Source organism: Nitrosovibrio tenuis, from assembly GCF_900109785.1.
GTDB lineage: Bacteria > Pseudomonadota > Gammaproteobacteria > Burkholderiales > Nitrosomonadaceae > Nitrosospira > Nitrosospira tenuis_A.
This window is the reverse complement of the sequence record NZ_FOBH01000001.1, coordinates 202,927-226,416: the sequence shown is the minus strand read 5'-3', so window position 1 is coordinate 226,416 and position 23,490 is coordinate 202,927. Positions and strand designations below refer to the sequence as shown.

General features: G+C 53.2%; 22 protein-coding genes, 1 tRNA gene and 1 pseudogene. 10 read left to right on the top strand and 14 right to left on the bottom strand.

What is annotated here, in order from left to right:
• Positions 1-37 precede the first annotated feature (37 nt).
• Positions 38-721 carry a zinc metallopeptidase gene (locus tag BMX00_RS01010; protein WP_090826058.1) on the bottom strand — a complete coding sequence of 228 codons (684 nt, stop codon included), beginning with the start codon at positions 719-721 and terminating at the stop codon, positions 38-40.
• 356 nt (positions 722-1,077) lie between these two features.
• On the bottom strand, positions 1,078-2,136 hold the full coding sequence (locus BMX00_RS01005; RefSeq protein ID WP_090826827.1) for an NAD(P)-dependent alcohol dehydrogenase: 1,059 nt from the start codon (positions 2,134-2,136) through the stop codon (positions 1,078-1,080).
• 460 nt (positions 2,137-2,596) lie between these two features.
• On the opposite strand from BMX00_RS01005, the pseudogene BMX00_RS15070 reads away from it, so the two are divergent.
• A pseudogene (locus BMX00_RS15070) lies at positions 2,597-2,800 on the top strand (recombinase family protein); the annotation flags it as partial.
• 211 nt (positions 2,801-3,011) lie between these two features.
• Here BMX00_RS15070 and BMX00_RS00995 read toward each other — a convergent pair.
• From BMX00_RS00995 to BMX00_RS00985, 3 genes are all read right to left on the bottom strand, one after another.
• Positions 3,012-3,125, bottom strand: a complete 114-nt coding sequence (locus BMX00_RS00995) for a recombinase family protein (RefSeq protein ID WP_143053017.1) — start codon at positions 3,123-3,125, stop codon at positions 3,012-3,014.
• A gap of 650 nt (positions 3,126-3,775) precedes the next feature.
• On the bottom strand, positions 3,776-4,015 hold the full coding sequence (locus tag BMX00_RS15065; protein WP_090826055.1) for a recombinase family protein: 240 nt from the start codon (positions 4,013-4,015) through the stop codon (positions 3,776-3,778).
• A 16-nt stretch (positions 4,016-4,031) separates the two neighbouring features.
• Positions 4,032-4,358, bottom strand: a complete 327-nt coding sequence (locus BMX00_RS00985) for a hypothetical protein (RefSeq protein WP_245727482.1) — start codon at positions 4,356-4,358, stop codon at positions 4,032-4,034.
• A 136-nt stretch (positions 4,359-4,494) separates the two neighbouring features.
• Between BMX00_RS00985 and BMX00_RS00980 the strand changes: the two genes are divergently transcribed.
• Together BMX00_RS00980 and BMX00_RS14475 are read left to right on the top strand one after the other, a co-directional pair.
• The gene (locus BMX00_RS00980; RefSeq protein ID WP_090826052.1) at positions 4,495-4,818 is read left to right on the top strand and encodes a hypothetical protein; all 324 of its coding nucleotides are present in this window, start codon (positions 4,495-4,497) and stop codon (positions 4,816-4,818) included.
• A 515-nt stretch (positions 4,819-5,333) separates the two neighbouring features.
• Positions 5,334-5,570: a hypothetical protein gene (locus tag BMX00_RS14475; RefSeq protein WP_090826050.1), complete on the top strand. Its 237-nt coding sequence runs from the start codon at positions 5,334-5,336 to the stop codon at positions 5,568-5,570.
• Between the two features lie 320 nt (positions 5,571-5,890).
• On the opposite strand, the gene BMX00_RS00965 is transcribed toward BMX00_RS14475, so the two are convergent.
• Positions 5,891-6,076 carry a hypothetical protein gene (locus BMX00_RS00965; protein ID WP_143053016.1) on the bottom strand — a complete coding sequence of 62 codons (186 nt, stop codon included), beginning with the start codon at positions 6,074-6,076 and terminating at the stop codon, positions 5,891-5,893.
• 417 nt (positions 6,077-6,493) lie between these two features.
• Positions 6,494-6,569 (bottom strand) — tRNA-Met (locus tag BMX00_RS00960).
• A gap of 468 nt (positions 6,570-7,037) precedes the next feature.
• On the opposite strand from BMX00_RS00960, the gene BMX00_RS00955 reads away from it, so the two are divergent.
• The gene (locus BMX00_RS00955) at positions 7,038-8,207 is read left to right on the top strand and encodes a UbiH/UbiF family hydroxylase (RefSeq protein ID WP_090826044.1); all 1,170 of its coding nucleotides are present in this window, start codon (positions 7,038-7,040) and stop codon (positions 8,205-8,207) included.
• A gap of 64 nt (positions 8,208-8,271) precedes the next feature.
• Positions 8,272-8,991, top strand: a complete 720-nt coding sequence (locus BMX00_RS00950; RefSeq protein ID WP_090826042.1) for a DsbC family protein — start codon at positions 8,272-8,274, stop codon at positions 8,989-8,991.
• 100 nt (positions 8,992-9,091) lie between these two features.
• On the opposite strand, the gene mltA is transcribed toward BMX00_RS00950, so the two are convergent.
• A complete protein-coding gene (gene mltA / locus BMX00_RS00945; protein ID WP_090826040.1) occupies positions 9,092-10,297 on the bottom strand; it encodes a murein transglycosylase A in 1,206 nt (401 codons plus the stop codon).
• Between the two features lie 405 nt (positions 10,298-10,702).
• On the opposite strand from mltA, the gene gdhA reads away from it, so the two are divergent.
• Positions 10,703-12,046, top strand: coding sequence for an NADP-specific glutamate dehydrogenase (gdhA, locus tag BMX00_RS00940; RefSeq protein ID WP_090826825.1), 1,344 nt, complete (start codon positions 10,703-10,705; stop codon positions 12,044-12,046).
• Between the two features lie 4 nt (positions 12,047-12,050).
• Complete coding sequence (locus BMX00_RS15060; protein ID WP_090826038.1) at positions 12,051-12,365, top strand: transposase; 315 nt, start codon at positions 12,051-12,053, stop codon at positions 12,363-12,365.
• 433 nt (positions 12,366-12,798) lie between these two features.
• Here BMX00_RS15060 and BMX00_RS00925 read toward each other — a convergent pair whose 3' ends face one another.
• On the bottom strand, positions 12,799-14,163 hold the full coding sequence (locus BMX00_RS00925) for an NAD-dependent succinate-semialdehyde dehydrogenase (RefSeq protein ID WP_090826034.1): 1,365 nt from the start codon (positions 14,161-14,163) through the stop codon (positions 12,799-12,801).
• A gap of 93 nt (positions 14,164-14,256) precedes the next feature.
• Here BMX00_RS00925 and BMX00_RS00920 point away from each other — a divergent pair, with 93 nt between their 5' ends.
• The 3 genes from BMX00_RS00920 to BMX00_RS00910 all read left to right on the top strand — a co-directional run bounded on the left by BMX00_RS00920 (position 14,257) and on the right by BMX00_RS00910 (position 18,623).
• Entirely contained in the window at positions 14,257-16,197 is a 1,941-nt protein-coding gene (locus BMX00_RS00920) for a lytic transglycosylase domain-containing protein (protein ID WP_090826031.1), read from the top strand.
• Positions 16,198-16,200: 3 nt separating this feature from the next.
• The gene (locus BMX00_RS00915; RefSeq protein ID WP_090826028.1) at positions 16,201-17,139 is read left to right on the top strand and encodes a complex I NDUFA9 subunit family protein; all 939 of its coding nucleotides are present in this window, start codon (positions 16,201-16,203) and stop codon (positions 17,137-17,139) included.
• Between the two features lie 239 nt (positions 17,140-17,378).
• A complete protein-coding gene (locus BMX00_RS00910; protein ID WP_090826016.1) occupies positions 17,379-18,623 on the top strand; it encodes a multifunctional CCA addition/repair protein in 1,245 nt (414 codons plus the stop codon).
• Here BMX00_RS00910 and BMX00_RS00905 read toward each other — a convergent pair.
• The 5 genes from BMX00_RS00905 to BMX00_RS00885 form a co-directional block, all read right to left on the bottom strand.
• Positions 18,617-18,730 (bottom strand): peptide-methionine (S)-S-oxide reductase, encoded by a 114-nt coding sequence (locus BMX00_RS00905; RefSeq protein WP_245727476.1) that lies wholly within the window; start codon positions 18,728-18,730, stop codon positions 18,617-18,619. The two genes, BMX00_RS00910 and BMX00_RS00905, sit on opposite strands and share 7 nt — an antisense overlap.
• A 152-nt stretch (positions 18,731-18,882) precedes the next feature.
• Positions 18,883-19,533, bottom strand: a complete 651-nt coding sequence (locus BMX00_RS00900) for a thiol:disulfide interchange protein DsbA/DsbL (RefSeq protein ID WP_090826010.1) — start codon at positions 19,531-19,533, stop codon at positions 18,883-18,885.
• Positions 19,534-19,597: 64 nt separating this feature from the next.
• Entirely contained in the window at positions 19,598-20,197 is a 600-nt protein-coding gene (locus BMX00_RS00895) for an SPOR domain-containing protein (RefSeq protein ID WP_090826008.1), read from the bottom strand.
• A gap of 23 nt (positions 20,198-20,220) precedes the next feature.
• Positions 20,221-21,978 carry an arginine--tRNA ligase gene (gene argS, locus BMX00_RS00890; protein ID WP_090826002.1) on the bottom strand — a complete coding sequence of 586 codons (1,758 nt, stop codon included), beginning with the start codon at positions 21,976-21,978 and terminating at the stop codon, positions 20,221-20,223.
• Between the two features lie 420 nt (positions 21,979-22,398).
• A complete protein-coding gene (locus BMX00_RS00885) occupies positions 22,399-23,403 on the bottom strand; it encodes a PstS family phosphate ABC transporter substrate-binding protein (protein WP_090825993.1) in 1,005 nt (334 codons plus the stop codon).
• Between the last annotated feature and the right edge of the window lie 87 nt (positions 23,404-23,490).

Here is a 23,490-nt window from a genome sequence, read left to right as displayed (position 1 = left end):
TGCCAATGTTAGCTGATTCTGTAGCTGAAATAGCTCATCAGCGCCGCAGAATCGCCAACCAGCGTGCCATGTTGAGAAGTGTCATCAAGGAAGCCGCAACATACGTCCACGCCGCAGCACTGAGCAAGCGGCGGGCATGCGGCATATCTCCGTCCATCAGGTAGCACCCCCGCTCCAAGCATGGCAAGGCGCGGGCAAAACTGGCATTCAACTCCATCGGCAAGGTCAGTGCGTGCACTAGCGCCGCGCTCCCCAGCGTCAGCATCCCTCCCATGGCAAACAGCAATCCGGCCGCAGGAGATCGTGATAGCCCCATGATCACCGGAGCCAGCATCAGGATGCCGGCACCCAGCTTCTCCGCAGGCGCGGCCCACTGCACCAGCCGGGTGCGCAAGGCAAGAGGCGCATAACCGGCCTGATCCTGCAATGCATGGCCCACTTCGTGGGCGGCTACCGTTATCGCTGTCAATGAGCGGCTATGGAACTTATCCCGCAGCAGGCGGACCGTTTTTGTCAATGGATCATAATGGTCGCCCAGCTCGGTTACCTCTACGCCTACGTGCTGCAGGCTGGCCTGATCCAACAGATTGCGCGCGAGCTGCCCGCCAGTGAATGAATAGCGGTTTGCGGGTTCGCTGTATTTATCCATGGTGTGTTTGACCCACCATGAAGGTCCCATAATCAGCAGAGCCACCAAGCAGATCAATATCAGGTAGAGCATGAGAGAAAGTTGGCAACAATGTTAAACGGGACGGCCACGCAATGCGATAACAACTTGCCGTTGTGCCATTTGACCGCGTATTCCAGCGTTCGATCGTGGGCGTGCGCGATATTGCCACCTATCGCATTGTGAAACAGACCATCCACAGACCTTCGCAAGGGCGACGTTATAAGGAGGAGCCCATTTGTCGCCCAGCCATTTGACCTGACCGCTTATTATTCTTCCATAGAACAGCGGCAAATATCGGAGCATTCGACCTTGACCACAAAGACCGAAAAGATGCGGGCTGGCTAAGGCGCGGCGGCTATGTTATGGGTTCGCAAGCGTGTTTACGCGGAAGTGCTGGTTCGCTCGCTTTACTCAGATCTGAGTGAAGACATGTCGATGGAGAACCGAAACTTCACATCCGACTGCACCAGTCTTTCGTAAGCTTCGTTGACCTTCTGGATAGGGATCACTTCGACATCGGCAGTAATGTTGTGCGTGCCGCAAAAGTCCAGCATTTCCTGGGTCTCCGGGATACCACCGATGTTCGAGCCTGAGAGACTGCGGCGGCCTGCGATGAGGCCGAAGGCGATGACACTGAGCGGCTTCGGTGGGACACCAACGATAGTGAGGTTGCCGTCGATGCCGAGCAGGTTGATATAGGCGTTGATGTCGTGCTCTGCTGAGACCGCGTCGAGAATAAAGTCGAAGCTGCCTGCGTGCTTCTTCATCTCGTCCGTATTGCGTGAAATAACGACTTCGTCGGCCCCGAGCCGGAGGGCGTCGTCCTTCTTGCTGGGCGATGTGGTGAAGGCGACGACGTGGGCGCCAAGGGCATGTGCAATCTTCACGGCCATGTGACCTAGTCCGCCAAGGCCGACGACGCCAACTTTTTTGCCCTTTGTGACGCCCCAGTGGCGCATCGGCGAGTATGTCGTGATCCCAGCGCATAGGAGCGGCGCTGCCCCGGCAAGACCGAGGTTGGACGGGACGCGCAGCACGAAATGCTCATCGACGACGATGCTGTCGGAGTAGCCCCCGTATGTCACTCCTCCGAGATACTTGTCCGGAGAGTTAAAGGTGAGCGTCTGGTTTGGGCAGAAATTCTCAAGGCCCGCTTTGCATCGGGGACAGGTGCGATCAGAGTCGACCAGACATCCGACCGCGACGAGGTCGCCGGTCTTGTATCTGGTGACGGCGGAGCCGGTTGTGGTGACACGGCCCACGATCTCATGGCCGGGAACAATCGGGTAGACAGTGGGCATGAACTCGCTCCACTCGTTACGGACGGAATGAAGATCGGAGTGGCAGATCCCGCAGAATAGGATTTGGATCTGCACGTCGTGTTCGGCCGGGTCGCGGCGCGCAATTGTGGTGCTGGCAAGTGGCGAGGTCGCACTGGCAGCGGCGTAGGCGTTAGAGTTAAACATAAACTGTGCTTTCCAGAGATGAGTTACGCGTAATATGGTTGCCATGCAGCCGAGTCCGAAAGCCAATACTTCCAGACTCTTGTTTCCCGTTGCGTTTCTCCATTTCCTTCTTCTAACCAAATGTCGGGCGGAGATTTATAGCCGCTTTTTCAATATAGACAGTTTTAAGAGGACTGCTTGTCAAATTCAGGTAATCGGCTAAAAGAAGATGATCACCCTGAGACCCGTATTTAGCTGTGCAATTGCTTTCTGACAAGCATGGAATGAAATTTTTAGCGATCCTTCCACTAAAAGGGGGAAACCCATGATTCAAAGCAAAGAAAACATCTTGAGTCGTATTGGTGGGGAGTATGTTGCTGCTGACCAGTCAAAGAATAGAATATATTCGGGCGAGCGCGCTGCACCAAAATCCGGAGCGCCAGCTCGACGGTGTTGCGCTAGATAAGTATTTACTGGCAAGGCATCAGCTAAGGATCCAAACAGGCCGCAACTCCAGGCCACACTCAATCATGTCCGTGCAGGGGATACTCTCATCGTCCATTCCATGGACAGGCTGGCGCGTAACCTCGAACACATGCTCAGGCTTGTCCTCATGGATATTCCTGATACCGGCCTTCTACTTGAATTTTGCGGTACGTGTTTTATTACTGCATATTTGGCTTAATTTGCTGCGCGTATCGCTATATTGGCCGAAAGCGGGGGATGAGACTGAGAAACCAGCACTTCAGAGCTCTGACTGGACTGCGGTTGCGTTAGCCATTGGGGCAGCACCTGCTTATTTCTTTTTTCGAAACAGTCGCTCATCAGTACGTCATGCATCTGCTTTCTCTTCAAGACGGCCTGCCCCCAACACGGCCCCTCTTCCGCGAGGCTCTCTAGCCCGCAGTAGTTCGCTCACGGACGACGCCGCGTTCGAATTCGCCAAGTGCAGCAAAGATGTGGACGACCAGTTTTCCGCTTGGTGAGCTCGTATCGATGGAGTCTTGCATTGGAAAGTAACTGCGTGCGAGACCGTACGGAACAACTTAAGGTTCGGCGTAACATTGCGTCACAGCCATTTGGGCGGATAGAAAAGGGGGCGTATGATAACGCAAATCTCCAAGTTGAGAAATTCCACGCGCTTGATTTTGCTTGCTGGTCTGATTTACGGAGTACCTAGCCTTGTTTTTGCGCAGCTTGGCGGCCCGGGCCAAGTGGGCGGCCTGGGCCAGCAAGGGGCGCCTGCGGGTGAATATCCTGGACAACGAGACCCAGTAGCCGGTCGGCCCCCGGTTCCTGATTCTGGCCTAGACATGGCCGGCCAAAGAGGCTCACAAAATGGAAGCTCCAGAACGCAAGGCTCTAGCTCAACGGGGAAGGACGCACCGACGGGTTCAAGCGCTAGTCAACCCATGCAGTCTCAGGTTCAGCCTTCGCCCGTGCTCCCGCAGGGACCGAAGTAGACCTTAAGGAACGCCCAATAAAGCCGCCGAAGCGGGAAAAGTAACCGCGGAAGCGGGATGGAGAAGTTATAACCCTAGCAAATATTAATTATTGCGTCTGAGATGAGACTGTATCTGATCTTCAATTCCTTCGAGCAAGAAACGGATCCGTTTACCGAATTTATTGTTTTCATCGGTCGGTAAAGAAGTTACATATCTCATAGATGTTCTTGAATACTGGCCCTTCTACTTGAGTTTTGCCTTACATGGTCCCGCGCGGCTCTCAAGCCGGCATTGGTTCGCTCACGGATGACGCCGCTTTCGAATTCGGCCAAGTGCGGCAAAGATGTAGAAGACCAGTTTTCCGCTCGGCGAACTGGATCGATGGGGTCCTGCAAGGATTTTAGCCCTATCCCCTGGTTCTGAAATGTTTCAATTGTTTCGATAAGCTGTTTCATGGAGCGGGCAAGCCGATCAAATTCCCTGAGGAACAACCGAGCGGACACTAGTAATCAGTTTCCCAAGAATCATTGTTTTGAGCGGAGCTACCTGGCTGCTGCCGGCAAGGTTGGCGACCAGGCTTGTCGTAACGTCGCGCATGGTCACGGCGACCTGTTGCGCGCGCGTACGATCGACGTCGATATCAAAGACCGGTTGCCTGCGCGATTGCTGGATACGCACGTCGGCGATGCCGGCGATCGCCCGTATTTTCGGCAGCAGCAAGTTGGCGTAATCAAAATTCGCCTTGAGATCGTTGCCGCGAATCCGCAGCTCGATCGGCACTGGCGAACCGAAATTCAAGAAAAATCTTAGTGCGCGAGCGCACAGAAAACACGACCAAGAAAACTGAAACTAGTGAAACCTGGCTGAGGTGGAAAAAACACTATAACAATAGTTCTGCCCTTCCGTTGATTAAAGGAGCATCAAAATCAAGAAGATGAAAACTTTATTGGTAGGACTCAGTTCAATTGTACTGTTCATCATGGCCCCCTCGGCCTTTTCTCAGCAGTCAGGTTTCGTTAAGGTAGATCTAGGAGGGAGTGTAGCGAAGGATATTGCGAAGAATATCAAAGCTGATGTCAGCCAGATTCCCGTGAGTGTGCAGGTCCCTGTCAAGGTCGCCGCTACCGTATGTCACATCGCCGCGGATCTTCTAACGGCCGAAGCTGAAAGCGGAACCGGAAGCTGCACTGCTGTCAGCACTTCTCACGCTCTGGATCGAATCGTGCTGGACCAAATAAAGAGTAGGGCCCGGAAGTAAGCGCTTTCATCGCATGCCTGAGGCAAGGCCAGGGTATCTCCCCGCGTTGCCTGATCCCTTCACCCTGGGCCGGTGAGGAACATTAATTCTTTCCGTAGGGTTAAACCACCTGCAAGGCGTCAGGGACTTCCGAGCCTTACGACATGCCGATATCGTGAGCCGTGTTTGAATGCCAGCAGTTCATTTCTTCAAATAGGTTCCGGTTCCGCTAGATGAGCTATAGGTCGTCGAATCTTTGCCGACGGCTCCGGCTCATCGGCTGCCAAGACAAATGGCCGAGGGTCAAAGCTGCGAAGAGAAGAGATGGGAAAATGGCTGCAATACGTTGAACACCCGTATAACTGTCTCCCCGTATAAACTGGAGCGTGACGGTAATCCATCTCAATAAGCGCAGGATGGGACAAATTACCGCACCATTTCCATTACAATTGCCGGGGCTGATCAGCTCTATTTTGTGGTGGATTTCCCGCGTGTTAAAATTTGAGGTACGCCAGCTTTAGTTACAGGAGACGCCCTTGTCGCTCAATCTGGATCCGGAAACGATCAAGATCAAGTGCCCCCACTGTTCGAATCAATTCGAGGAAACGGTTTCGCGGCTAAAGTATGAACCGAAGCTTTCCTGCCCACGCTGCAAACGGTATGTCGGCGTAAATCTTCTGGAACTGCATACCATGCTCGAATCCGTAAGGAGGCAGAGTGACAACCTCCTCAAAAGACTGATCAACCGCTCCAGCGGAAAACGGTCGGCCTAAGTATTAGCAAAGGTCTTCTTAGCAGCGATGTGAGAGAGACGGTAAAAATTGGCGCCGGGGGAACCCACCAAGCCCGGGGGTGGAAACGTACTGACTACCCGCCCAAGGTAAGTTCTGCATACGGTGGAAAGGAACCCAAACAGATGTGTGGCGGAATTGCCGGATTTCCTTGTCCTGACGGCAAGAAATGCGTGGATGACCCTTCGGATAATTGCGATCCCGCCAGGGGTGGCGCAGATTGGTATCTACCTGAAATAAAAAGTGAATCTGAAGGTTAGTTCCGTTGCCCTCGGAAAGGGATCAAATCCCGGAGGGGATCTTTAGGATAGAATGATCCCCTCCGGCAGCATCGACCATTCCAGTAAGTCATCCGGCGCAAACAGGACAGTTATCGGGTTCCCGGGTGCACGGATATCCGATTCAAGGCGAAGAAGTAAAGCATCCAGCTCGTTATCACTTGTGGGATCCCCACTTAAACCGAACATGTCTATTAAATTTGATTTCATCATCTACTCGTTTCATATGATGTGTGGTTAAAAGATCGGACAAACAGCAGAACCGATTTGCTACAGTTCCGGAGTGTGCCGAAGTCAGAAGCTGAAAAGTTAGACAACACAGGAGTTAATATATTTCGGGTCGTTACATTATTATTACACGAACGCGGAATGGCTTCCGTGCGCTTTCCCACAGAAATAGGACTAGTCGGTGAGCATCATGGGTGGGATCCCGCGGCCGGGCTTGAGAGACTGGGGCTAGCGAGACTGTTGATGATAAGCAGAAACCTAGCCTGACTCGGCCGATCCGAGTAGCGCAAGCTTGGCATGGATACAAGACGGATGAAGTAACACATACCGAGCCATTGCTGAAGCGCGGCTCCAGGGTCAAAAGAAAAAAGATTAGCTGCCTAGCTAATCTTTGAACGATGGTAGCGAATCCCAGATTCGAACTGGGGACCAACGGATTATGATTCCGCTGCTCTAACCACTGAGCTAATTCGCCACATATGTACGGAGAGATGGAATTGTGCCTTTATGGGTCGACGCTGTCAAGATTAACAAAGTTTTCCGCGTAACAAATGACTGATCTTACAAAGAGAAAAGCTTTACTCTAGTTATTCTTCATAAATTTCCATTGGAAATTTGCTGCGTTTTTATCCATTTCAAAAGCGGCAAGGTGCTGCTCCGATCTGAAGGATGATAAAAGCACCCGTGCCTGTATAATCCTGTATTCGGCATGTAATCGCTGGGGATTAGCGGGCAACCATCGCCGTTATGAAGAGATCATGATTATCGCCTTTGATGCTTTTGCTGACCACGCTACACCCCCGGTTGCACATCGCCCGGCCGGGCCCGTCATTGTCGGTCCTCCTGGCAGGGGACGGCCCTGCGTCCCCGCCGCGCCTAGCCGGACAGCCCGATCGGCGCATCCTCGTGCGCGTGCAACTGCTGGATTTAGGATAATGCTTTTATGAAATTCGATGTCATCATTGTCGGCGGAGGACTGGTTGGGGCAAGCCTGGCGCTTGCCCTCAAGGACAGCGGTTTAAAAATAGCGTTGGTGGAGTCGCGCCCGCCAGTCGCGCGTCCCGGGGATGATAGCTGGGACAGCAGGATTTACGCCATCAGCCCAGGCAGCGCAGGATTCCTTCAAAGCCTGGGCGTATGGCAGACGCTCGACCAGGCCCGGATTACGCCGGTCTATAATATGGCCGTGTTTGGCGATGACAGTGCTGCGCGCATCGATTTCAGCGCGTATGATATCGGCTGCTCGGAGCTGAATTTCATCGTGGAGAACGGCCAGCTTCAAGCCGCCGCCTGGAATAGGCTAAACCACGAAAAAAAGCATGTCAAAATATTCTGTCCCGCTCAATGCGCTTCGATAACGCGGACCGAGTCTGATGCCAACTTATATCTGGACGACGGTCGCATACTTCAAGCAGCGCTGATCGTTGGAGCGGATGGTCTGAATTCCTGGGTGCGGGAGCATGCGGGAATCGAGGTCGTGCGACATTCATATCAGCAAACAGGCGTTGTGGCTAATTTCAAGGCGGAGCGGCAGCACCGCAACGTCGCTCATCAGTGGTTCCGCCGCGATGGGGTACTGGCGTTACTGCCGTTGCCGGATGCCATGGTCTCCATGGTATGGTCGGCAAATGAAGAACGGGCTTCCGCGTTGCTTGGTTTACCTGAAACAGAGCTGTGCCGCGAGGTTGCGGAGGCTTCCTGCCGCGCCTTGGGGGAAATGCAGCTTGTCACACGCCCGGCCGCTTTTCCCCTAAATTTCGTGCATGTAAAAAAGCTGGTGCAGCCGCATCTGGCGCTTATCGGTGATGCGGCCCATGGCATTCACCCTCTTGCCGGGCAAGGCGTGAATTTGGGTTTACGCGATGCCCAAGAGCTGGCTGCAATAGTTCTGGGGCGTGGGTTGCAGCCGAATTGCGGCGATTACCTGCTACTGCGCCGCTACGAGCGGGCACGCAAGGAAGATATTCTGGCCATGGAGCTGGTTACCGATAGTCTGCAAAAGTTATTTAACAATACTCATCCGACACTTGTTCGCTTGCGCAATGTAGGGCTGGAACTCACCAATCGCCTGCCCCTTCTGAAAGACCGGTTGATGCGTCACGCGTTGGGTTAGATAAGAGCTTGTTTTGCAACAGTAGCGAGACTGAAAGATTACTTCAACCGGAGCGGCCAAGACCATGCGTTTAAAATTCGTTTTTTCCTCTTTATTATTGTGCTTTGTTTGCGGGGCGGCTTTGGCTGACGAGGCCTCCTTAAAAAAAGCGCTTGAGGCAACATTTTCCGGCGAAAAAATCGAGAGCCTGAAAAAGACTCCTTATCTTGGGCTATATGAAGTCGTGGTAGGCGGTGAATTATTTTATACGGACGATAAAGGAACTTATTTGTTTTTTGGCCACGTCGTTGACCCGCAAACCCGGCAAAGCCTGACCAGCGAGCGTTTGCAGCAGATCAAGGATGCCAGACGGATAAATCACGCATCTCTGCCATTGGAGTCCGCAATCAAAGCGGTCAGAGGTAACGGCAAGCGCAAGCTGGTGGTGTTTTCAGACCCGAATTGCCCTTATTGCAAACGCCTGGAGAAGGAACTGGTAAATATCAGCGATGTAACCATCTATACCCTGCTCTATCCGGTGCTCAATGGTTCCATGCCGACGGCGACCGCCATATGGTGCTCTCCCGACCGGCTCAAAGCCTGGGATGACTTTATGCTCAGGGGCATCGCGCCAGCAGGGAAGAGCTGTGAAACGCCGATCGAGACTCTCCTTCAGGCAGGCCGGAAAAATGGCATAAACGGTACGCCCACGCTGATTTTTGCGGACGGCTCGGTGGTGCCCGGAATGATCTCCGCCGAAATCATTGAAAAGAAGCTGAGCACTGCAACCCCAATGGCGAAATGACGAGTCAAAGGTGGGATGGAGGGGGCGACGCCGACCATTGACTTTATCAAAAACGGTTAACTATCGGGCGGCCCAGAGCGATCGCGGTGAATTTAACTTTTCAGCAGCATGCTTTCCGCGTAACTGGAGCCTGCGGTACATAACCGGCAGGCATTAATACCCACATCTTGCCTGTCTGCTTCATCTTTCCTGCCTGATCCGCAGCCTCCGGGCCAAAGCCCCAGAAAAAATCGGCACGTACGTTGCCCTTGATGGCGCCTCCCGTGTCCTGCGCAACCATCAGCCGATAAAGCTGTTTATCAGTATTGGGCCAAGTCGTGGACAAGAACACCGGTGCGCCCTGGGGAACGGCGCGTGGATCGATCGCGAGGCTTCTACCGGCGGTCAGAGGTACGCCGAGGGAACCTAATGGTCCCGGCACGTCGGTCGGCAGTTCACGAAAAAACACATAGCTCGAATTCTGCTGTAGCAGTTCGCTTAACTTGGCCGGATTTTTCCGCGCCCACTCTCTGATACCTTGCATCGAGGCTTTTTCCAGCGCCAGCTCACCGCGCTCCACCAGCACTCTTCCCACCGATTTGTAAGGATGGCCATTTTGCTCGGAATACCCGACCCTTACGATTTCGCCATTCTCGAGCTGTACCCGGCCTGAACCCTGGATTTGCAGGAAGAACAGGTCGATCTCATCATCTACCCATAACAGTTCCTTGCCCTGGAGCGGTGCCGGGTTGCCTGCCAGCTCGGCACGGCTGTAATAGGGTATCACCTTGCGCCCTTGCAAGCGCCCACGCAGCCGCATGTTTTTAAGCTCGGGGTAAACCTCGCTCAGGTCAATCACCAGAAGCTCGTCGGGGATTGTATAGATGGGATACCGATAACGCCGGGAAGGCGTGCGGCTACCCTTCAACAGTGGTTCATAATAGCCGGTAATCAGGCCCTCGCCGCTACCGTCCGGGTTCAACACCTGGTGAGGAATAAAACGGCTCTCGAAGAATTGGCGCAACGCGGCACCGCCCCGCCCGCGCATGGAGTCGGCGTGGGTACAAGTTTCCTGCCATAGCGGCTGCTTTTTCAGTACAGCGCAGCTTCGGAGAAATGCGTCCCACGCAGGCTGAATATCATCCTCAACCCAGCCCGTTAACGTATCCCACGCGGCTGGCTTAAGCACGACAATAGACGCCGGTTCCGCCGGAGCTGGGGACACCGCCACCTTTTCAGGCGCGACACGAGTGCCAGGAGGAATCGTAGTACAGGCGTTAAGCCACAGTAACGCGGCAGCCGCCGCAAAACTTAATTGGTTTTTCATCGCAATTTGGTTAAAGTTGCATCTGGCAACTATATAGCAAGCTCGAAAACATGTGGGTAATAGCGCTGGAAGCAGCTGTCGCTCTGACATTACTGATCCTCATTGTCTGGTGGACGAAGCCTCGAAAAAAAAATGACGAAGAGCACGAAGATGAGGAAAAAAAAGAATAAGGAAGTCTGCCCGTATTCATGCTTAACCGCAAGGACATCATTTTGAAGACATTTCTAAAATAACAATCGCGTTCAGCGGAGCGCTCATAGCAAGACCCAACGCTCGGACTGCACAACCTTGTAACGAACTTCGCATTATCGCCATTTAAATAACAGTGCCATTCAGCACATAATTTGGCAGAATACACATCTTGGAAAAATGGTTTTGTTACAAGAGGAACACAAGGGGACAATAATGAAGTATAAAAGTTTTCAGGAATTTTGCGCTTTCGTAGAGGAGCGCAATCCTGGCCAGTCCGAATATATGCAAGCTGTTGCTGAAGTGATCGAAAGCCTTTGGCCTTTTATCACGGAACATCGCCAATATGCCGAGCATGGCATTCTGGATCGCCTTATTGAACCCGAACGCGTCATCATTTTCCGGGTGGCCTGGGTGGACGATCGCGGGGAGGTGAATGTTAACCGGGGTTACCGGATCCAGCACAGCTCGTCCATTGGACCTTATAAAGGGGGCACACGTTTTCATCCTTCGGTAAATCTTTCCATTCTCAAGTTTCTTGCCTTCGAGCAAACGTTTAAAAATGCTCTGACTACGCTACCCATGGGAGGTGGCAAAGGAGGCTCCGACTTCGATCCCAAGGGTCGGACAGCGGGCGAGGTGATGCGTTTTTGTCAGGCATATATGACTGAATTATTTCGTCATATCGGTTCGGATACTGATGTGCCAGCGGGGGACATCGGGGTCGGCGGGCGGGAAGTTGGCTTTATGGCAGGTATGATGAAAAAGCTGTCCAACCGCGCGGATTGCGTATTTACCGGCAAGGGTCTGAGTTTTGGGGGATCTCTGATTCGTCCGGAAGCGACAGGCTACGGCACCGTGTACTTCGCAGAAGAAATGCTCAAGCAGTCGGGCCGTTCGCTCGACGGTCTTCGCGTCTCGGTCTCGGGCTCGGGAAACGTTGCGCAATATGCTGTGGAAAAAGCGATGGCCTTAGGCGCGAGAGTCATAACCGTATCGGACTCCAGCGGCACAGTGGTGGATGAAAATGGATTCACCAGCGAAAAATTGGCTGAGTTGATGGATGTCAAAAATCGCCAGCGTGCTCGGATCAGCGAGTATGCTGACCGGGTGAGGGCTGTTTTTATTCCCGGTGCGCGTCCATGGCACATACCGGTTGATGTCGCATTACCCTGTGCGACGCAGAATGAGCTCAATGAAGAGGACGCGGCAAACCTGATCAAGAACGGTGTGATATGCGTTGCAGAGGGCGCCAATATGCCTTCCACAGCGGAGGCCGTGAAACGTTTCGAGCACAGCGGAGTCCTTTTCGCTCCAGGTAAAGCCAGCAATGCCGGCGGAGTGGCTACCTCCGGCCTCGAAATGAGCCAGAACGCCATGCGCCTTTCCTGGCCTCGGGAAGAAGTGGATGCCAGGTTGCTTGAGATCATGCAGGCTATTCACAACTCCTGCCTGAAATATGGCAGGCGCAAGGATGGGTCGATCAGTTACGTCGATGGGGCAAATGTGGCCGGCTTCGTAAAAGTGGCGGACGCGATGATCGGTCAGGGAGTGATCTAATCGGTTGGTATGTATCAGGGACCACGATCTCTACCGACACACACCGCTCCTATACACTTCCTTAAAAACACTTGGCTACACGCACGGCAAGGTGAACCATAACATTGATGAGTGGGTGCGCGGAATTCACCATACGAACACTATCGAGGGTTTCTGGTCGCACCTAAAACGCGGCATCAAAAGCACCCACGCCTCAGTGTCGCAGAAGCATTTGCAGAAGTATGTCGACGAGTTCGCTTTCCGCTACAACAACCGCCAAGCCCCCGCTGATATGTTTGGGCGGATGCTGGCTCAGATCAGCCAGCCTACTTCTTCTTAACGCCCAGCACAGCGTCATCTAGCAGCTGGTCAAAATCTCTCTTGTGACCCTTATTTGGTGCCTCTTCATGTGGAGGCACTTTCTTCTTTGGCTGCGACTGCGTTTTACTCGATTTATTCTTGCTGTTTCCCACCTTGCGCCCCTGGCTTCAAAACTTTTTTGCGTAACTTAATATAATCCTCCAGGAAGTCATAAGACTCCCACGACGGCGATCCAATCCACTGGAGAATAATCTCACCATCCGGTCCGATTATACGTTCCATCGCCTGTGGCGTACGTTGTGGCTGGCTAACATTAGCCTCGAGGCTTGATATAGGAATTGTCATTGTACCTTGCCAAGGTATCTATACAATACCCAACATTTCTTACTTGCTGTCAAGGGATACATACCAATCGGTTAGATCGGCATTACGGACCGAATGGGTTAACCGGATTAACGAACCCAAACCGTTTTGATATTAACGAACTCCCGAATGCCGTGGTAGGATAGTTCTCTGCCAAAACCGGACGCCTTGGTGCCGCCAAAGGGCAAACGCGGATCGGATCTCACCATGCCGTTAATAAAGCAGCAACCGGCCTGAATTTGCCGCGCAAGTTTCTCCCCATTTTCGGTATCACCGGTCCAGATGCTCGAGCCCAGGCCGAAACGTGTATCGTTGGCAATATGAAGGGCTTCTTCTTCATTCGCAGCGCGTATGATGGCCGCGACAGGCCCGAACAGTTCTTCATGATAAGCCCGGGTTTTCGCCGTGACTCGATCGAGCACCGATGGCGGATAAAATGCACCCTCTCCTGGTCTCGGTTCGCACCCCAGGATCGGTTGCGCGCCTTGTGCAATCGAGTCGGTTACCTGCTGATGCAGATTTTCCCGTAAATTCAGCCGCGCCATCGGTCCAAGCTGGGTTGCTTCGCTCTTTGGATCACCCATTTTCAAGTCCATCGCCTTCTTTGTAAACAGGGATACAAATTCATCGGCTATTTCCGCCACGGGAATAAAACGTTTGGCAGCGATGCACGACTGCCCGCAGTTCTGGAACCGGGACCTCACCGCAAAGCTGGCTGCGAGTTCCATATCTGCATCCTTCAGTATGACGAATGCGTCCGAACCGCCCAATTCCAGTACACATTTCTTCAAATGCTGCCCAGCATGGGAGGCGATATCGCGCCCGGTCGCCTCTGAACCGGTGAGCGTAACGGCATGAACATGGTGGCTTGCGATCGCTTCAGCCACATCAGCGGCTTCGATCATAAGCGTGGCGAAGAGATGTGGAGGAAACTCCGCATCATGAAACAGTCGCTCCAGCGCAAGTGCGCACTGAGGCACGTTCGAAGCATGTTTCAGCACACACCCGTTTCCCGCCATGAGCGTCGGCGCGCTGAAACGGATTACCTGAAAGAACGGAAAATTCCATGGCATTACACCCAACACTATACCTATTGGGTCGTAGCATACGTAGCTCTTGCTGGCGTCCGTCTGTACCAGCTCGGTTTGCATGAAATGTTCGGCATGCACGGCATAATAATCACAGGTCAGAGCGCATTTTTCCACCTCGGCCCGCCCCTCGCGCAGCGGCTTTCCCATCTCGGCAGCCATCAGGCTCGCATATTCGTTAGCCCGCTCGTGTAACAGCAGTGCGGCACGGTGCATGCGCTCCGCGCGTTCGGCGAACGTTTTTCGCCTCCAGGTTTGTTGCGCATTGTCAGCCTCCTCCAAAGCCGCCGCAAGACGATGACTGTCCCAGCTGGTGTAGGTTTTCAGCATTTTATTGGTCGCGGGGTTTAGACTGATGTACGGCATGGTGTGCTATTCTTTACTGACGAGACTCAAGGTTACGGACAGGCGAAAGCGTTGCCTTGCTTTTTTAAGTACAAGTTTAATGTATAGCAGGTTATGAAGAGATTTTTTGCAGGGTTGTTTTTCGCGATGTTTGCCGGAGCTCTGATGGCAGGTGCCGAGGATGATTTTATGGCCATGCGGCAAGCATTCCAGGTGGGAGACTCTGCCAGGGTAACGGCATATGCCCAACGTCTGCAAGGTCATCTACTGGAACCTTATGCGGCCTATTATCAGTTGCGCCCCAAGCTTGAGAACCCAGTGGCGAGCGCGGATGCAGTAAAACAGTTTCTGTTGCGCTATCAGGACACGCCTCTCGCCGACCGGCTGCAGGGTGAATGGCTGAAAACATTAGGTAAGACCCAGCAATGGGACCTTTTTGCCGAAGCGTATCCCGGTATGGTTAACCGGGATACCGAACTCAATTGTTATTCGCTGGAACAACGCCTGTCTGCAAGCGATGCCAGTGCGTTTAATGATGCGCGTCCGCTGTGGTTCAGTGCGCGGGATCTGCCCGAAAGCTGTACGGCGGTATTCGATGCGCTCGTGGCCGCTGGAGTGCTGACGGTGGACGAGGTATGGACGCGGCTGCGCCTGGCATTGGAAGCGGGCAATGTAGGCGTCGCGAAACGCATCAATCAATACTTGCCGGAAAGTCAGGCGCTCAACGAACGCAAGCTGACCGCCGCCACAGAGAATCCTTTGCGTTATCTCGAAAAGCATCGAAATGAGATCAGGACGCGCGCCGAGCGGGAAATCGCCCTTTTTGCGATGCTGCGGTTGACCCGCAGCGGCCCTGATCAAGCGTATGCCTATTGGCCCAGAATACGCGAGCGATTTAGCGAAGCGGAGCATTCCTATTTCATGGTGCAGCTCGCGGATCAGGCGGCGCGCAGACTGAATCCGCGCGCGCTGGGGTGGTTTACGGAAGCGGCCGGCAGCGTCAAACCTGCTCGGCTATCCGATGCGCAGCTTGGCTGGAAAACCCGTGCCGCATTGCGCGCCGGCGACTGGGAGCTTGTGCTGGATACTATTGAAGCGATGTCTGTTCCGGAACAACAGACGGGAGTATGGCGCTACTGGAAAGCCAGAGCGCTCAAAGAGGGGGGTAAAACGGTGGAAGCCAATGCCATCCTCGCACCATTGAGTACCGAGCATAATTTTTATGGCCAACTTGCGGAAGAGGAACTGGGCGTAACGATTGGCGCTCCAACCGAATCCCATAAAGCGACCGCAGAAGAAATCGCCGTAACCGAACGATTGCCCGGAATTCAGCGCGCGCTTGCCTTATATCGCCTCAACCTTCGTACGGAGAGCACACGAGAATGGGCTTGGGTAATACGCGATTTCGATGACCGGCGCCTGTTAGCGGCCGCTGAAGTTGCGCGCCGTAACGGGCTTTACGACCGCGCCATCCATACCGCGGACAAGACCGTTCAATATCATGATTTCGGTTTACGTTTCCTCGCCCCGCATCGGGATGCGCTGCATGAGCTCTTGAAGCAACAGGAGCTGGATGAAGCATGGGTATATGGCCTCATCCGCCAGGAAAGCCGCTTCGTAAGCGACGCAAAATCCAGCGCCGGAGCGATGGGCCTGATGCAATTGATGCCAGGTACCGCAAAATGGGTAGCCAAGAGACTGGGAATGCGGAAATCCCCCCACACTCTCGCCGAGGTGAATACCAACCTGACGCTGGGGACTTATTATCTCAAGCACGTTCTGACCTTATTCGATAACCAGCCTCTGCTGGCTTCCGCGGCTTATAACGCCGGTCCCAGCCGGGCGCGGCAATGGCGCGACGAAAAGCCGCTGGAAGGCGCAATCTATGCGGAAACGATCCCTTTCAGCGAAACCCGGGACTATGTCAAAAAGGTCTTGAGCAACTCCATGTATTACGCCAGCACCTTTGGTCACCGTATCACAGCGCTGAAGCAGCGGCTGGGCGTCGTGGCATCCAAATCGAATGGCGATAGACTCCCGGAGGAGGAAAAATGAGTCATGGCAATTCGTAATGTATGCATTTTTGGCGGAAGCGGATTTGTTGGCGGGCACCTTGCGAACCTTCTGACGGCTCAGGACATCAACCTTTGTATTCCCACACGGCAGCGCGAGCGCGCTAAAGAGCTTCTGGTTCTCCCGACAGCGGATGTCATGCAAGCCAACGTATATGATGATGCGGAGCTTGACAGAGTCCTGTCGGGCGTGGATGCGGTCATTAATCTGGTGGGCACAATCAAAGGGGACTTTAACGCCGCACACGTGGAATTGCCGCGCAAAATTGTAGCAGCGTGCCAACGCAACGGGATCGCGCGTCTGTTGCATATGAGCGCCTTGAATGCCGGCCCTGGCCAGCCCAGTGCCTATTTGCGATCCAAGGGAGAGGGTGAACGCATCGTAATGTCATCCGGATTGGATGCAACCGTTTTCAAGCCATCCGTTATTTTCGGGCCAGGAGATTCGTCGCTAAGCCTGTTCGCCAGGCTGGGAAGGTTGCCGGTACTGCCGCTGGCTTCACCCGAAGCGAAATTTCAGCCGGTATTTGTCGAAGATGTGGTGCAAGCATTCGCCGGCAGCCTGGATGCTCCCCACACTATTGGCCACAGCTATAATTTATGCGGTCCCAAGTGTTATAGCCTGCGCCAGCTGTTTGAGTATGCTGCGCACGTCGCTGGGCACAAGCCGGTGATCATCGGTCTCAATGAACCGCTCTCCTATCTGCAGGCGTTGGTGCTTGAATTCCTGCCAGGCAAACTCATGACGCGTGATAATTACTATTCGATGAAAGTGGACAATATATGCGATTGTGACGGCCCCGGCAATTTGACGAAAGTCTGGGGCATCCAGTCCATCGCGATAGAAGAAGTGGCGCCTTATTACCTGGCTCATCGTATGCCGCGTGTACGATACGATGACTTCCGCCAACGGGCAGGGCGGTAAAGGTGCTCAGGGTTCAAGAGAGGTAAGAATATCCGCAGAGCACATCTATAATTCGAAGCTCTAAGTGAGCTCAATTGTCCACCGAGCCGTGAAGTGGGGTAAGCAGGCAATTCGCAACGCGATGCCCGCGAAGAAATTTGGGGTGCCGATTTTGATGCGTAAGCAATAAAAATTTCTTGAGTAACGCGGGATCACCCGTAGTATTGCTGTGAGATGCGGATTTAGCGAGGTTTACTATAGTGAAAACGTATCTTGTTGGTGGCTCCGTACGGGACGAGATTCTGGGGCTGCCTGTTACCGATCATGATTATGTGGTTGTGGGAGCTTCCCCGGACGAGATGGTGCGCCTTGGTTATCGTCCTGTGGGAAAGGATTTTCCTGTTTTCCTTCACCCTCAGAGTCAAGAACAATATGCGTTGGCCCGTACCGAGCGCAAGGTTTCGCGCGGATACAAGGGTTTCGAAATCTATACCTCCCCTGAAGTCACGCTGAGGGAAGATCTGGCACGGCGCGACCTTACGATCAATGCCCTCGCCAAAGATCAGGACGGCAATATTATCGACCCGTTTGGTGGCATAGCCGACCTTGAAGCAGGCGTGCTGCGTCATATAAGTCCGGCATTTACTGAAGACCCGGTGCGGGTGCTGCGAACGGCTCGCTTCGCCGCGCGCTTCGGCTTCCATGTTGCACCGGAAACCCTCGCATTGATGAATGAGATGGTGCACAACGGTGAGGTCGACGCGCTGGTGCCGGAACGGGTCTGGCAGGAGTTTGCCCGGGGGTTAATGGAAAAAAAGCCCTCACGCATGTTTTATGCGCTCCGTGAGTGCAATGCGCTCATCCGTATCTTCCCCGAGGTGGATTCGCTCTTCGGCGTACCCCAGCCGATCCAGCATCATCCTGAGATCGATACCGGCGTGCATGTGATGATGGTAATCGATCATGCTGCGTCGAAAAATTACTCCCTGCCAGTGCGGTTTGCTTCACTTACCCACGATCTCGGCAAAGGCACAACTCCTCCTGAAGAATGGCCGCGCCACATCGGTCACGAAGCCCGCGGTATGAGACTGGTGCAGGATTTGTGCGAGCGCATCAGATCTCCCAATGAGGTGCGTGATTTGGCGTTGCTCGTCGCGCGCTACCATGGTGAGGTGCATCGTGCACTGGAACTGCGTCCCGCCACCATTGCCAGCATGCTGCAAGCCGTGGATGCGTATCGCAAGCCCGAACGCTTCGAAGAATTCCTGCAAGCGTGCTCGTGCGATTTTCATGGGCGGCCGGGCTACGCCGAAAGACCTTATCCGCAGGCCGAACGGTTGCGCGGAGCGCTCGCCGCGGCCCGAACCGTGGATGCAGGCGCCATTGCCGCTGAGCTGGCTAAAATCATTTCCGATCCCAGCCGGCTTCCGGCTGAGATCAATGCCAAGGTGAGCGAACTGCGTATTGCTGAAATCAGGAACCGGCTGTCATCGCTGCCTCAGTAGGGCGGGTGGTTCTCGAAGTGGCCACCTGAATATCCGCATATCGATTCATGCACACCCTTGACTGCACGGAAACTGGTTTCTACGCCCCAGAAACAGCCTGCTCCCAAAATCGCTTTTTCATAGTCATATCAGGTCGGGTCCAGTATGAGGAAAATAAACATCTGACCGCGTAATTTGCGTAAGGACGTGGGCGCCACAAAGCGGAATCGGGCAGCGGAGGAATGCCTCGACCGCGTTTATGACTCATTTAGGACACCTGCTATTTCTTGGTGCCCTCCTTGCGCGCTTTTTCAATCAATTCATCCATTATCTTGATTGTATCCTGGGGTGTGCCGCCCATTCGTCCGCTAGTCATATATTTACCATCCACCACCACAGCAGGAACACCGGTCAGGCCATAACTTTTCGACATATTCGTTGATCGGGGCACATCCTGGTTCTGAACGGAGAAAGAGTTGTAGGCGTCGATGAATTTCTGCCGGTCTATCCCCTGCTTTGCCACCCAATCGAACAATACGTCCTCTTTGTTCAGGTCAATCTTGTCAAGATGGATGGCGTCATAAACTTTGTCATGCAGCCTATCCCTCGCACCCAGCACCTCCAGCGCGTAAAAAATCTTTGCCCCCGGAATCCAGTTCGGGCGAAAGATGGCGGGAACATAGCGAAAGCTTACATCTTTTGGCATACGCTTCAGCCAGGCTTTGATGTGAGGATGTAACTGAAAGCAGTGCGGACAACCGTACCAGAAGAATTCGATCACCTCGATGTTGTTATCGCTATGCGTAGGCTGAGGATGGGAGAGAACGGTATAGTCGCGTCCTTCAACAAGCTCGGCACGAGCGGCGGAAACGGTCATGAAACTTATGCCGGCAAATATCAGAACCACCGCAAGTAAACGCATTGGATTCATTTTTTCTCCTTTTTCTGAACGGATGGATTGTTTGTTCTCACTGCCGCAGAAAAAGATGCGGCTCCTACTGTACCCCTTCATGAACTTTTATAAGACTGCTCTGTACGCCATTTTGTTGCAGGGAGCCGCGCACTTGCTTAATGTCGTCAATGTTCGTAAAGGGTCCCACGCGCACTCTGTGCCACACTCCTTTCTCCGGCAAAGTAATAGCTTGGACTGTCGCCTCCACCCCGAGCATCGCCAGTTTCGCTTTCAGGTTATCCGCGTCGCTGGCATTCTGGAAAGATCCCGCCTGAAGAAAATATTTATCCTTGGAGGCCGGTTGCTGGATTGCCTGTTTAAGCTGCTGCTCTGTGACGGGCTCTTCAGCGTTCGGTAATATATTGTAGAACTCGAAGCGGGGCTTTCCATCCGTGGATTTAGCCTTGTCTTCGGCGCCTGTCGCCTGGGCTCCTTTTTGAGTCTGATTGCCGCCGTTCTTCGACGCCACGCTATCCGGCTTATCCGAAGAAATGAATGGACTGGGCCCCTTGTTAATATACATCCATGTGCCGATTGCGCTAAGAAGGCCCAGCGCATAGCCGATAAAAATTCCCACAAGGAGCGCATTTTTGCTTTTGGCAGATGCCGAAGAATTGGGATGGGTTTTATAATCTCGACTCATGGAAGATCTTGTGAAATAGGCATTTACATTTTTTCCGGAGCACTCACACCCAGCAGTTTCAACCCATTGCTCAACACCTGGCGTATTGCGGCAATCAGCCCCAGCCGCGCCAAGCGCAGGGGAACTTCAGGTACAAGAAACCGGGTAGCATTATAGTAACTGTGAAACTCACCCGCCAGTTCCCTGAGATAGAAGGCGATCAGATGAGGGGACAGTTCCTTCGCCGCCGATTCCACCAGTTCGGGATAATCGATCAGCTTCTGCAATAGGGACAACTCAGCGGGATTAGTGAGCGGAGACATATCCGTAGTGGCAAGCACCGCAGTATTTTCCCCCCATTGTTCCAGCACGCTGCAAACCCTTGCATGCGCATACTGCACATAATAGACCGGGTTGTCATTACTTTGCGATTTAGCCAGATCCAGATCAAAATCCAGATGTTGATCGCTTTTGCGCAGCACGTAAAAGAACCGTGCCGCATCGTTGCCCACCTCCTGCCGCAACTCACGTAGTGTGACAAATTCTCCTGAACGAGTGGACATGGGGGCCTTTTTGCCTTCACGGTAAAGGACGGCAAATTGCACCAGAGCGATTTCAAGCTTTGCAGGATCAAGCGACAACGCCTGCATCGCGCCCTTCACTCGCGGGATATAGCCGTGGTGGTCCGCTCCCCACACATCGATGACATGGCTGAAACCGCGCTCGAACTTGTTGAGGTGGTAGGCAATATCAGATGCAAAGTAAGTGAATTGTCCGTTTTCCCGTTGTATCACACGGTCTTTCTTGTCACCAAAATCGGTCGATTTAAACCATTTGGCGCCGTCCTGCTGATAAACGTAATTGCCTTGTTCGAGCAGTTGAACCACATGTGCCACACTGCCGCTGTCGAATAATGATTGCTCGGAAAACCAGACATCGAAAACAGCGCCAAATTCCGCCAAGTCATTGCGGCAGTCGCCCAATTGCTCAGCAAGGACAAAATTATGGATGTATGCATAATCCTGCCCCAGCAATTTTTTCGCGTTAGCAATGAGTCCGTCAAGCTGCGTCTCGGTATTGGAGTCTGCCTCCGCGGCAAGCCCTTCAAACAGCAACTCGGGCCGATGCACATAACGGCCCGCGTGGGCCTTGTGTATCAGGCGCGCCATATCCCGTACATATTCGCCTTGGTAGGCATTGCCGGGAAAAGGGCAAGTGACCCCATTCAACTCCAGATAGCGCAGCCACGTGGAAAGTGCCAGAATATCCATTTGGCGGCCTGCGTCGTTGACATAATATTCCCGTGTAACGGAATAGCCCGCCGCTTCCAGCACATTGGCGAGGCTCGCGCCAAATGCCGCGCCACGGCCATGGCCCACGTGCAATGGACCGGTGGGGTTGGCCGAAACAAATTCCACCTGAACCTTTTTGCCCTCCCCTATACTGCCATGGCCATAATCTTCGCCACTTTCCAGCACGTAGCCGGGAAATTGCTGCTTCGCAGAGATCTTGAGAAATAGATTGATAAATCCCGCGCCCGCGATCTCGGCTTTTTCCAGATAAGGTGAAGCGATGAGACCACCGATCAGCATTTTGGCAATATCGCGAGGATTCTGACGCAGCGGCTTGGCCAATTGCATTGCCAGGTTACATGAGTAGTCGCCGTGACTCGCTTGCTTGGGCCGCGCAAACTCGATAGCCACGTTAAAACCCGGTGAACCCGGTGACAATATTTCACTCAGGGTCTGACCGAGAAGTTCAGTAAAGTGCGATCTAAAGTTGAATTGAACTGCTGGAACCATGGCTGCATTAGGAGGGTGGACGCAGCCGTTATTATAACGCTGGGATGCGGAGATGAGCTGGGCTTGTCGGGTTTGACTCAGCCCTGAACCCATAAATGACCGGTAAACCGCTTGATATTAATCTTTACAGCCGGGTTGAGAGCCAAGTCGGCAATTGAGCTGTTATTGAATTGGTGCCGAATGGGCGCCGAGTTAGCAACTGTGACAACTGCGTGGGCGGCACAGTTGCCAACGTGTTATCAGCTCAGCTAAAAACGGAAAGCTTGCGCAGATACTCCCCCTCAGGACTCCTGAAAGCAGTTCGCGCACTTGGTGCGTTCTTCCTGTAGCAGTAAACAGCAAAAAACCAGGGGCACAGTTTACTTCCATTACCCATAGGCGCTTGGGATCAGCATAATCGGATAGTCCAAGGTTGTGCGTTTATAGGCTGGCCTCGCGCTTGAGCACCTCTTCAATCCTGAGGCCGACTCCCGGTTTGCCGCCAAATACTGTTCCAACTTTCTTTTTACTGAGATGTTCCAAATTGCTGGTGTAGGCCTGAGCCGGCAACGAAAAGAATTTAACTTCTTTCACCAGCGCGTCGGCATTTTTCATATAAAACTCGACAAATTCCCTGACCTCGGGCTTCTCCGCCGACTTGATGTTCACGTAGATAAAGATGGGGCGGGATAGGGGTTGATAGGTTCCGTCTTCCACCGTTTTCGTGGATGGAAGGACGGGACCCTTGCCAGCGTCAATGGCGACCGCTTTGAGCTTTTTCTGATTTTCAATATAGTAGGCAAAGCCGAAGAACCCGAGTCCGTTCTTATCGCTGGCAACGCCCTGTACCAACACGTTGTCATCCTCCGACGCGGTAAAGTCTCCACGGCTTGATTTGGCCTTGCCGACAATGGCCTCGGTGAAATAATCGAACGTACCGGAATCCGCGCCGGGGCCATAGAGCTTAATCGGTTCATCGGGCCATGCGGGATTCACTTGGTTCCAGCGGGTGATTTTTCCCTGTGCGGCGGGCTCCCACATTTTTTTCAGCTCCGCGACAGTAATGACGTTGCTCCAGTTGTTTTTCGGATTGACCACCACTGTCAGCGCATCAAATGCAACAGGCATTTCAACATACTGGATGCCGGCTGCCTTGCAGTCAGCCATTTCCTTTTCCAGAATAGGCCGTGAAGCATCCACGATATCAATCTCACCACGGCAGAATTTTTTGAATCCCCCCCCAGTACCTGAAATTCCGACTGTCACCTTGACCGCGCCCTTCATGGCTTTCTGAAAATCCTCGGCCACGGCTTCGGTGATAGGAAAAACGGTGCTGGAACCATCGATTTTTACGATTTTGTCAGGGGCAGCAATGCTGGCGGTAGTCATCAACAGCCCTATCGCGGCTGATATTCCAAGCATTATGCTATTCGGCAATTTCGACATTTCATTCCCCAATTTATTGATCAGATTGCAGTATTGTCATGCTAGGCTATTCGTATTACCGTTTTGTGACATGTAATATTTAGGGCG

What these genes read in the sequence shown, in the direction of transcription:
- BMX00_RS01010 (WP_090826058.1), bottom strand. Translation starts at nt 721, where the DNA reads ATGCTCTACCTGATATTGATCTGCTTGGTGGCTCTGCTGATTATGGGA.
- BMX00_RS01005 (WP_090826827.1), bottom strand. Translation starts at nt 2,136, where the DNA reads ATGTTTAACTCTAACGCCTACGCCGCTGCCAGTGCGACCTCGCCACTT.
- BMX00_RS00995 (WP_143053017.1), bottom strand. Translation starts at nt 3,125, where the DNA reads ATGCAAGACTCCATCGATACGAGCTCACCAAGCGGAAAACTGGTCGTC.
- BMX00_RS15065 (WP_090826055.1), bottom strand. Translation starts at nt 4,015, where the DNA reads ATGAAACAGCTTATCGAAACAATTGAAACATTTCAGAACCAGGGGATA.
- BMX00_RS00980 (WP_090826052.1), top strand. Translation starts at nt 4,495, where the DNA reads ATGAAAACTTTATTGGTAGGACTCAGTTCAATTGTACTGTTCATCATG.
- BMX00_RS00965 (WP_143053016.1), bottom strand. Translation starts at nt 6,076, where the DNA reads ATGAAATCAAATTTAATAGACATGTTCGGTTTAAGTGGGGATCCCACA.
- BMX00_RS00955 (WP_090826044.1), top strand. Translation starts at nt 7,038, where the DNA reads ATGAAATTCGATGTCATCATTGTCGGCGGAGGACTGGTTGGGGCAAGC.
- BMX00_RS00950 (WP_090826042.1), top strand. Translation starts at nt 8,272, where the DNA reads ATGCGTTTAAAATTCGTTTTTTCCTCTTTATTATTGTGCTTTGTTTGC.
- mltA (WP_090826040.1), bottom strand. Translation starts at nt 10,297, where the DNA reads ATGAAAAACCAATTAAGTTTTGCGGCGGCTGCCGCGTTACTGTGGCTT.
- gdhA (WP_090826825.1), top strand. Translation starts at nt 10,703, where the DNA reads ATGAAGTATAAAAGTTTTCAGGAATTTTGCGCTTTCGTAGAGGAGCGC.
- BMX00_RS00925 (WP_090826034.1), bottom strand. Translation starts at nt 14,163, where the DNA reads ATGCCGTACATCAGTCTAAACCCCGCGACCAATAAAATGCTGAAAACC.
- BMX00_RS00920 (WP_090826031.1), top strand. Translation starts at nt 14,257, where the DNA reads ATGAAGAGATTTTTTGCAGGGTTGTTTTTCGCGATGTTTGCCGGAGCT.
- BMX00_RS00915 (WP_090826028.1), top strand. Translation starts at nt 16,201, where the DNA reads ATGGCAATTCGTAATGTATGCATTTTTGGCGGAAGCGGATTTGTTGGC.
- BMX00_RS00900 (WP_090826010.1), bottom strand. Translation starts at nt 19,533, where the DNA reads ATGAATCCAATGCGTTTACTTGCGGTGGTTCTGATATTTGCCGGCATA.
- BMX00_RS00895 (WP_090826008.1), bottom strand. Translation starts at nt 20,197, where the DNA reads ATGAGTCGAGATTATAAAACCCATCCCAATTCTTCGGCATCTGCCAAA.
- argS (WP_090826002.1), bottom strand. Translation starts at nt 21,978, where the DNA reads ATGGTTCCAGCAGTTCAATTCAACTTTAGATCGCACTTTACTGAACTT.
- BMX00_RS00885 (WP_090825993.1), bottom strand. Translation starts at nt 23,403, where the DNA reads ATGTCGAAATTGCCGAATAGCATAATGCTTGGAATATCAGCCGCGATA.